A 7,895-nucleotide genomic window follows, 5' to 3' on the forward strand; every position below is an offset into this window, starting at 1 on the left:
TCCTAACGGGGGGGATTATACACTAGGCCCACCGCACCCAGGCCACCCGCCCCGTGACCGGGTGCCTCAGGGCCAGGCGCACCCCGTAGGCGTAGCTTCCCGGACGGTGGGGGCGGAAGCTCCCCTCGTACCCCTCTTGGGAGGGGGCCAGGGGGACCACCTCCAGTTCCCCTGTGCTGCGCCTCACCACCAGCTGGACCTCGAGGAAAGGCCTCAGGGCCTCGGGCACCTCCCCCTCCACCCAGGCCCGCACCCAAAGAGGCTCCCCGTTCAGGGTGAGGTGGCCCGGGGCCTCCACCCGAAGCCCCAGGGCGAAGAAGGCGGGGAGGGCCTGGTGGAAGGCCTCCAGGACCTTGACCTCCCGCCGGGCCCGCGCCGCCATCTCCGCGCCCTTTTGGTAGAGGTCCAGGTATTCCCGCACCATGCGGGCGGCGCTGAACCTGGGCCCCACGGTGCGCAGGCTCTCGTGGATCATGGCCAGCCAGCCCGCGGAGTAGCCCTCGGGGCCTTTGGCGTAGAAGAGGGGAAGCACCTCGGACTCCAGGACGTCGTAGAGGGCCTGGGCGTCGGCCGCGTCCTGAGCCTCCTCGCTCTCGTAGACCCGGCCGTCGCCGAAGGCGAAGCCGTTTTTGCCGTTAAAGGCCTCCGCCCACCAGCCGTCCAGGACGCTCAGGTTGAGGGCCCCGTTGAGGGCCGCCTTCATGCCGCTCGTGCCCGAGGCCTCCATGGGCCGCCTCGGGGTGTTGAGCCAGACGTCGGAGCCGTGGGTGAGCACCCGGGCCAGGTACATGTCGTAGTCCTCCACCACCACCATGCGGTCCTCGAGGCCGAGCTCCCGGATCTTGGCCACGAGCTCCTGCAGGTAGGCCTTGCCGGGCTCGTCCTTGGGGTGGGCCTTCCCGGCGAAGACGAACTGCACCGGGTAGGGGCCCCGCAGGATCTTCAGGAGGCGCTCCGGGTCCTTGAAGAGGAGGATGGCCCGCTTGTAGGTGGCGAAGCGCCGGGCGAAGCCGATGGTCAGGGCCTCGGGGTCCAAAAGGCGCTCGGCCTCCCGCAAGCGGCTTGGGCTTTCCCCGTTGCGGCGGCGCTGCTCGTAGAGGCGCTGCCGGACCTCGCGGACGAGCTCCGCCCGAAGCTCCCGGTGGATCCGCCAAAACTCCTCCCCCAGGCCCTCCACCTTCCAGGTGGAGGGGTCCTCGGGACGCTTTAGCCACTCGGGGCCGAAGACCTCGGCGTAGTGGCGGCGAAGCCTTGGGTGGAGGAAGGTCCAGGTGTGGACCCCGTTGGTGACGTGGCCGATGGGCACCTCTTCCTCCAGGAGGCCTGCCCAGAGGTGGTGGAACATCTTCCGGGAAACCTCCCCGTGGAGGCGGCTCACCCCCCCGGCCTGGGCGCTGGTCCTTAGGGCCAGATTAGACAGGGAAAAGACCTTGCCCCAGGGCCTCTCCTCGAGGCCCAAGGCCAACACCGCCTCCCGGTCCGCCCCAAGCCTCTCCCAGAGGTGGCCCAGGTACTGGTCTATGAGCTCCAGGGGAAAGGCGTCGTGCCCCGCGGGCACCGGGGTGTGGGTGGTGAAGAGGGCCCCCGCCCGGGCGAGCTCCAGGGCCAGGGGGAAGGGGTGGCCCTCCGCCACCAGCTCCCGCACCCGCTCCAGGCCCAAGAGGGCCGAGTGGCCCTCGTTCATGTGGAAGACCTCGGGGCGAAGGCCCAAGGCCCGAAGAAGCCGCACCCCCCCAAGGCCCAAGACCATCTCCTGCTTCAGGCGGGTCTCCAGCCCCGGGGCGTAGAGCCTGGCGGTGATCTCCCGGTCCTCCGGGGCGTTTTCCGGGAGGTCGGTGGTGAGGAGGTAGACGGGCACCGCCCCCACCTGCGCCCGGTAGGCGGAAAGCCACACCGTGCGCCCGGGGAACTCCACGCCCACCCTAAGGGGCCTGCCCTCCCGGTCCTGCACGGGCAAAAGGGGAAGCTCCTCGGGGCGCAAGGGCTCGTAGACCTCCACCTGGGCGCCCTCCTTGGAGAGGCGCTGGTGGAAGTAGCCCTCGTGGTAGAAGATCCCCACCCCCACCAGGTGGAGGCCGAGGTCGCTCGCCGCCTTCACGTGGTCCGCGGCCAGGACCCCAAGCCCCCCGGCGTAGATGGGCAAGGAGCTGTGAAAGCCGTACTCGGCGGAGAAGTAGGCGGTGAGGGGGCCCTTTGGCCCCTTACGCTCCTCCAGGTAGGCCCGAAGGGCCTGGACCACCCCCTGGACGCGGGCCGGGTAGCCGCCCGTGGCCAGGGCCTCGAGGCGGGCGGGGGGCACCTCCAGGAGGAGCTTCACGGGGTTGCCGCGGAAACGCTTCCAAAGCGAAGGGTCCACCTCCTGGAAAACCTCGGCCGCCTCGGGGTTCCAGCTCCACCAGAGGTTGTAGGCGAGCTCCTTCAGGCCCTTTAGGGGCTCAGGGAGCTCGGGCATGGCGGTGATATGTCCTAGGGTCCTCACGGGGGTGGATTATACCCGAGGCGCTTAGCGGAGGCGCCGCCAAAGCTCGGGGCTCAGGAGGAGGGCCACGGGCAGGATCTCAATCCGCCCCGCCCACATCAGGAGGATGAGGACCGCCTTGGAGAGGGGATGGAGCCCAGCGTAGGAGCCCATGGGCCCCACCTCGCCGAGGCCTGGGCCGATGTTGCCGATGGCCTGGGCGCTGGCGGTGAAGGCCACCACGAAGTCCCCCTCCAAAAGGGCCAGGAGCAGGGTGCCCGCCGTGAAGAGAAGGGTGTAGAGGAAGACGAAGACGGAAACCTGCCTCAGGGCCTCCTCAGGAATCACCCTCTGCCCCAGGCGCAAGGGGAGCACCGCCTGGGGATGGAGGGTGCGGGTGATCTCCCGGCGGAGGAAGCCGAAAAGGAGGAGCCAGCGCACCACCTTGACCCCACCCGCCCCCGAGCCCGCGCTTCCCCCCACGAACATGAGGAGGACCAGGATGGCCTGGGCCGGGACCACCCACCCGGCAAAGTCCACGCTGGCGAAGCCCGTGGTGGTGAGGATGGAGACCACTTGGAAGAAGCCGTGGCGGAGGCTCTCCTCGAGGCCATAGAGGTGGTGGGTGTAGAGGTAAAAGGCGAGAAGCCCGCTCGCCGCCAACACCAAGGCCGCGTAAGCCCGGAACTCCGCGTCCCCCAAAAGGGGCCTCGCCTCCCGGCCAAAGAGGAGGCGGTACTGCAGGAGGAAGTTCACCCCCGCCCAGAACATGAAGAAGGTCCCCATCCACTGGGCCAGGGGCGGGTAGGCCGCGAAGCTTTGGGGGTTGGGGCTGAACCCCCCGGCCGGGGTGGTGGCCAGGGCGTTGGCCCAGGCCTCAAAGGCGGGAACCCCGGTCCCCAAGTAGGCCAAGAAGGCCGAGGCGGTGAGGAGGAGGTAGACCCGGAGCACCGCCTGGGCGGTGTGGCGGAGCCTGGGGGTGAGCTTCTCCTTCTCCACCCCGGTGGCCTCGGCGAAGAAGGCCTGGCGGCCCGCCACCTGGAGCTGGGGGAAGACCACCAGGAAGAGGAGGACGATGCCGATGCCGCCCATCCATTGGGTAAAGCTCCGCCAGAGGAAGAGGCTTCGCCCAAATGAGCCGAAGTCGGAAAGCACCGTGGCCCCCGTGGTGGTGAAGCCGGAGACCGCCTCAAAGAGGGCGTCCAGGTAGCCCAGGCCCCCGGAGACCCAGTAGGGCACCGCCCCCAGAAGGGGGACGGCGAGCCACAAGAGGGCCACGCTGGCGAAGACCTCAGCCCGGCGGGGCTGGGCCTCGGGGTGCCCCAGGGCCTGGAAGGCCCGCCCGAGGCCGAGGCCCAAGAGGGCGGCCAGGGCGAAGCCCCGGACGTCCTCCCCCAGGGCCAAGGCCAGGAAGGCGAAGCCCAGGAACAGCGCCCCAAAGCCCTGGTAGGTGAGCCCCAGGAGGTAGAGGGTGCCGCGGAGGCCCCCCTTAGCCGAGGATCCGGGCCACGACCTCATCCGCCACCTCCCGGGCCACCACCAGGAAGAGCCGATCCCCAGGGAGGGCCTCGAGGCCCTCCCGGTAGAGCATCACCCGGTGGTCCCGCTCCAGGGCGATGGGGGCCACCCGGGGCGCCGCCAGCCCTTCCAGGGGCTTGGGCGCGAAACTCTCGGGAAGCTCCACCTCCAGAAGCTCAATGTTCTCGTCCATGGTGGAGACGTGCTCCACGTTCTCCGGGCCCAGGAAGTCCAGCACCGCCCGCACCGCCGCCTGGCGCGGGGTGAGGGGCAGGTCAATCCCCACCTCCTCAAAGAGCATGCGGGTCTCAGGGCGGGAAACCCGGGTGATGACCTTGCCCACCCCAAACTGCTTGGCGAGGAGGGAGGCCAGGAGGTTTTTCTCGTCGTTGTCGGTGACGGCCACCACGGCGTCGGCCTCCGCCATCCCCTCGGCCCGCAAAAGCTCCAGGTCGGTGCCGTCCCCCTGGATGACGAGGGCCCCCGGCAGCTCCTGGGCCAGCCACTGGCACCGCTCCCCGTTGGGCTCAATGACGACCACCTCTATCCGCCGCCGCAGGAGCTCCTGGGCCACCATGAAGCCCACGTTCCCTCCCCCCAGGACCATCACCCGACGCACCCCCCGGCCCGAGGCGAAGCAGGCCTCCAGCTCGGGAAAGGCCTTGGAGGTGGTGGCGAAGAGGAGTTTGTCTCCGGGTTCCAGGACCAGCTCAGGAAAGGCGGGGTGGGCGAAGCCCAGAAACTCCCCGTGGCGCACCACCCCCACCACCAAAACCCCCTCCGGCCAGGAGAGCTCGGAGAGGAGGCGGTGGGCGTAGGGCCCCCCCTCCTTGACCCGGTACTCCACGAAGCGGAGCCGCCCCTCGGCCAGAAGCTCCGCGTCCACCGCCCCGGGGAGGAGGATGACCTCCACGATCTCCCGGGCCATGGCCCGCTGGGGCCAGAGGACCTTGTCTATGCGGGTCCCGAGGATCTCGGCGGTGCGGGGGTCGGTGAGGACCTCCACATACCCCCCCTTGCCCACGAAGCAGAAGGCCTCCTTGGCCCCAAGCCCCTTGGCGAGGAGGGAGGCGAGAAGGTTGATCTCGTCGGAATCGGTGCTGGCGATGAAGAGGTCCGCCCGGTCCACCCCGGCCTCCCTCAGGGTGTCGGGGTCCGTGGCCCCCCCCACCACCACCTTCACGTCCAAGGAGGCGAAGCGCTCCCGGGCCTGGGGGTTCCGGTCAATGACCACCACCTCGTGGGTCTTCTCCAGGGTGCGGGCCAGCTCCCCGCCCACCTCTCCGCCCCCGGCGATGACGATGTACATACCGCCCCTATCCTAAACCTGGACCCCGTGGAGGTCGTAGGTGTCGGCCCGAATGATGCGCACCTGGACCCTCTCCCCCACCCGCACCGTGCCGTCGGTTTCCACGTAGACCAGGCCGTCTATGCCGGGGGAGTCGCGGTAGCTGCGGCCCACGGCGAGCCCAGGCTCGGGGAGCTCGTCCACCAGCACCTCCAGGGTCTTGCCCACAAAGCCCTGGTTCTTCCTCAGACTGATGCGGGCCTGGAGCTCCAGGAGACGGGCTTTGCGCTCCTCCTTCACCTCCTCGGGCACGTGTCCCGGAAGGGCGTTGGCCTCCGCCCCCTCCACCGGGGAGTAGGTGAAGACCCCCACCCGGTCCAGCTCCGCCTCCTCGAGGAACTCCAGAAGGAGTTCAAAGTCTTCCTCGGTTTCCCCGGGAAAGCCCACGATGAAGCTGGAACGGACCGCCAGGTGGGGCACCACCTCCCGCCAGGCCTTCAGGGTCTTCAGGTGGCTCTGGTAGCCGCCCGGCCGGCGCATGAGGCGAAGGATGCGCTCGGAGGCGTGTTGCAGGGGGACGTCCAGGTAAGGGAGCACCTTCCCCTCGGCCATCAGGGGCAGAAGCTTCCCCACGTGGGGGTAGGGGTAGACGTAGTGGAGCCGGATCCAGGCCCCGAGCTCGGCCATGTGGGCGAGGAGGTCCTTAAGCTCCGCCCGCACGGGCCGGTCCCCCCAGAGGCTCTCCCGGTGCCCCAGGTCCACCCCGTAGGCCGAGAGGTCCTGGGCGATGAGGAGGAGCTCCTTGGTGCCCGTGGCCACGAGCCTTGCCGCCTCGGCGAGCACCTGGGCGGCGTCCCGGGAGCGGAGCCTTCCCCGGAGCTTAGGGATGATGCAGAAGCTACAGCGGTGGTCGCACCCCTCGGAGAGCTTGAGGTAGGCGTAGTGCCTCGGGGTGAGCTTGACCTGGGGAGGAATGAGGTCCAAGAAGGGGTCCCGGGGCGCGGGGAGGACCTCCTGCACCGCCTCGAGCACCTTCTCCACCTCCCCCGGGCCGGTGACGGCCAGCACCTGGGGGTGGCGCTCCCGGATCTTCTCCGGGCGCGCCCCCAGGCAGCCCGTGACCACCACCTTGCCGTTCTCCTTGAGGGCCTCGCCGATGGCCTCGAGGCTCTCCTCCACCGCGGGGGTGATGAAGCCGCAGGTGTTCACGATGACGAGCTCCGCCTCCTGGTAGCTCGGGCTCGTCTCGTAGCCCAGGGCCTTCAGGCGGGAAAGGATCTGTTCGGAGTCCACCAAGGCCTTGGGGCACCCCAGGCTTACGAAGCCGATCTTCGCCATACGCCTCCTAGGGCCCACGGGCCCCAACAAAAAAAGAGTATAGCCACGGGCGGGCTTTCGGGAAAGGGAGCTAGGGGAAGCGGCGGGTGAGGGGCTTGCCGGGCTCCCCCATGGGCCCGAGGTCCTTCCCCTCCAGGATGACCCGCACCGCCCCCGGGTTGCCGGAGCGCACCTCCACCGGCAGGTCAAAGGCGAGCTCGGCCCCCACCTCGGGGATGCCCTCGTAAAGGCGCTTTTCCCCCTGGGTGACCCGAAGCCAGCTGCGGCCCTCCACCTTTAGGACGAGCTTCCCCGCCCCCGAGGAGGCGGAAGCCTCTTGGGGCGGCGAAGGGGCCTGGGGGAGGGGCTTAAGGCGGTAGGCGAGGGCGCGGGGGCCCTCCAGGGCGAGCTCCTCCTCCACGGGCTCGTAGCCGGGAAGCTCCAGGCGCAAAAGCCGCCTTCCCCCTTCCACGGGGGGGGTCTCCAGGGGGGTCTGGCCCAGGTAGAAGCCGTCCAGATAGACCCGGGCCCCGGGGGGCTCGGAGGACACCTTTAGGGGGTAGCGCTCGGGGGCCTGGGGCGGGGGCTCGGGGGCGAGCTCCACCACCTGGACGGGGCGCGGCCTAAGGAGGAGGTAGGCCCCGTAGCCCAGGCCCAAAAGGGCGAGGAGGGCGAGGAGAAGGCCCCAGGGCGGCCCCCCCCTCCTGGCCCTGGGAGGGGGAGGGGGGAGGGAGGGGGAAGCGGGGTAGAGGGCCAGGAGGGGCTCGGGGTCCAGGCCGAGGAGGAGGGCGTAGCGCCGCAGGTACCCCCGGGCCAGGGGAGGCTCGGGAAGCTGCTCAAAGCGGCATTCCTCCAAGGCCTTAAGGACCTCGGCCTTCAGGGCGAGCTGCCGCGCCGCCTCCTTCAGGGTGAGGCCCCGCTCCTCCCTGGCCCGCTTAAGCCGCTCCCCCAGCTCGCACACACGCCTATTCTAACCCAAGTTGCTACCTATCCCCTGGATCTGAAAAAATAGTGGCCGCTATGCTTTCCCGTCTCATAGCGGCCTTTTGCATTATAGACGACGCCCTGCAAGCCATGGGCTACAAGGATGACCCCCAAGCCAAAACGCCCGCCTCCGCCATCCTCACCCTCGCCCTCCTTGCCGCCCTAGAGTTCGGCGGCAAGCACAACAAGGCCCTGGCCCTCGCCAAAGACCTCGGCCTCTTCACCCACGTCCCCTCCCCAAGCCGCTTCAACCGCAGGCTCCACGCCCTCTACCCCCTCCTTCTCCCCCTCCTCCACCTCCTGGCCCAGGTCTGGAAGCACCTCCACCAG

The 7,895-nt window shown here is 69.4% G+C and carries 5 protein-coding genes and 1 pseudogene; 1 reads left to right on the forward strand and 5 read right to left on the reverse strand.

All coding sequences use genetic code 11. The features are described 5' to 3' along the window. Positions 1-22: 22 nt before the first annotated feature. The 5 genes from glgP to BLP62_RS10060 form a co-directional block, all read right to left on the reverse strand. On the reverse strand, positions 23-2,479 hold the full coding sequence (gene glgP, locus BLP62_RS10040) for an alpha-glucan family phosphorylase (protein ID WP_093008226.1): 2,457 nt from the start codon (positions 2,477-2,479) through the stop codon (positions 23-25). A 24-nt stretch (positions 2,480-2,503) separates the two neighbouring features. Next, complete coding sequence (locus BLP62_RS10045) at positions 2,504-3,976, reverse strand: TrkH family potassium uptake protein (protein ID WP_093008227.1); 1,473 nt, start codon at positions 3,974-3,976, stop codon at positions 2,504-2,506. Next, positions 3,948-5,285 (reverse strand): Trk system potassium transporter TrkA, encoded by a 1,338-nt coding sequence (gene trkA, locus BLP62_RS10050; protein WP_093008228.1) that lies wholly within the window; start codon positions 5,283-5,285, stop codon positions 3,948-3,950. Before trkA ends, BLP62_RS10045 begins: the two co-directional genes overlap by 29 nt. Positions 5,286-5,297: 12 nt before the next feature. After that, on the reverse strand, positions 5,298-6,602 hold the full coding sequence (gene rimO, locus BLP62_RS10055) for a 30S ribosomal protein S12 methylthiotransferase RimO (protein ID WP_093008229.1): 1,305 nt from the start codon (positions 6,600-6,602) through the stop codon (positions 5,298-5,300). A gap of 70 nt (positions 6,603-6,672) precedes the next feature. Then, positions 6,673-7,542, reverse strand: a complete 870-nt coding sequence (locus BLP62_RS10060; protein WP_093008230.1) for a RodZ domain-containing protein — start codon at positions 7,540-7,542, stop codon at positions 6,673-6,675. 59 nt (positions 7,543-7,601) lie between these two features. Here BLP62_RS10060 and BLP62_RS10065 point away from each other — a divergent pair. Then, a pseudogene (locus BLP62_RS10065) lies at positions 7,602-7,895 on the forward strand (IS982 family transposase); the annotation flags it as partial.

This window comes from Thermus arciformis (assembly GCF_900102145.1).
GTDB lineage: Bacteria > Deinococcota > Deinococci > Deinococcales > Thermaceae > Thermus > Thermus arciformis.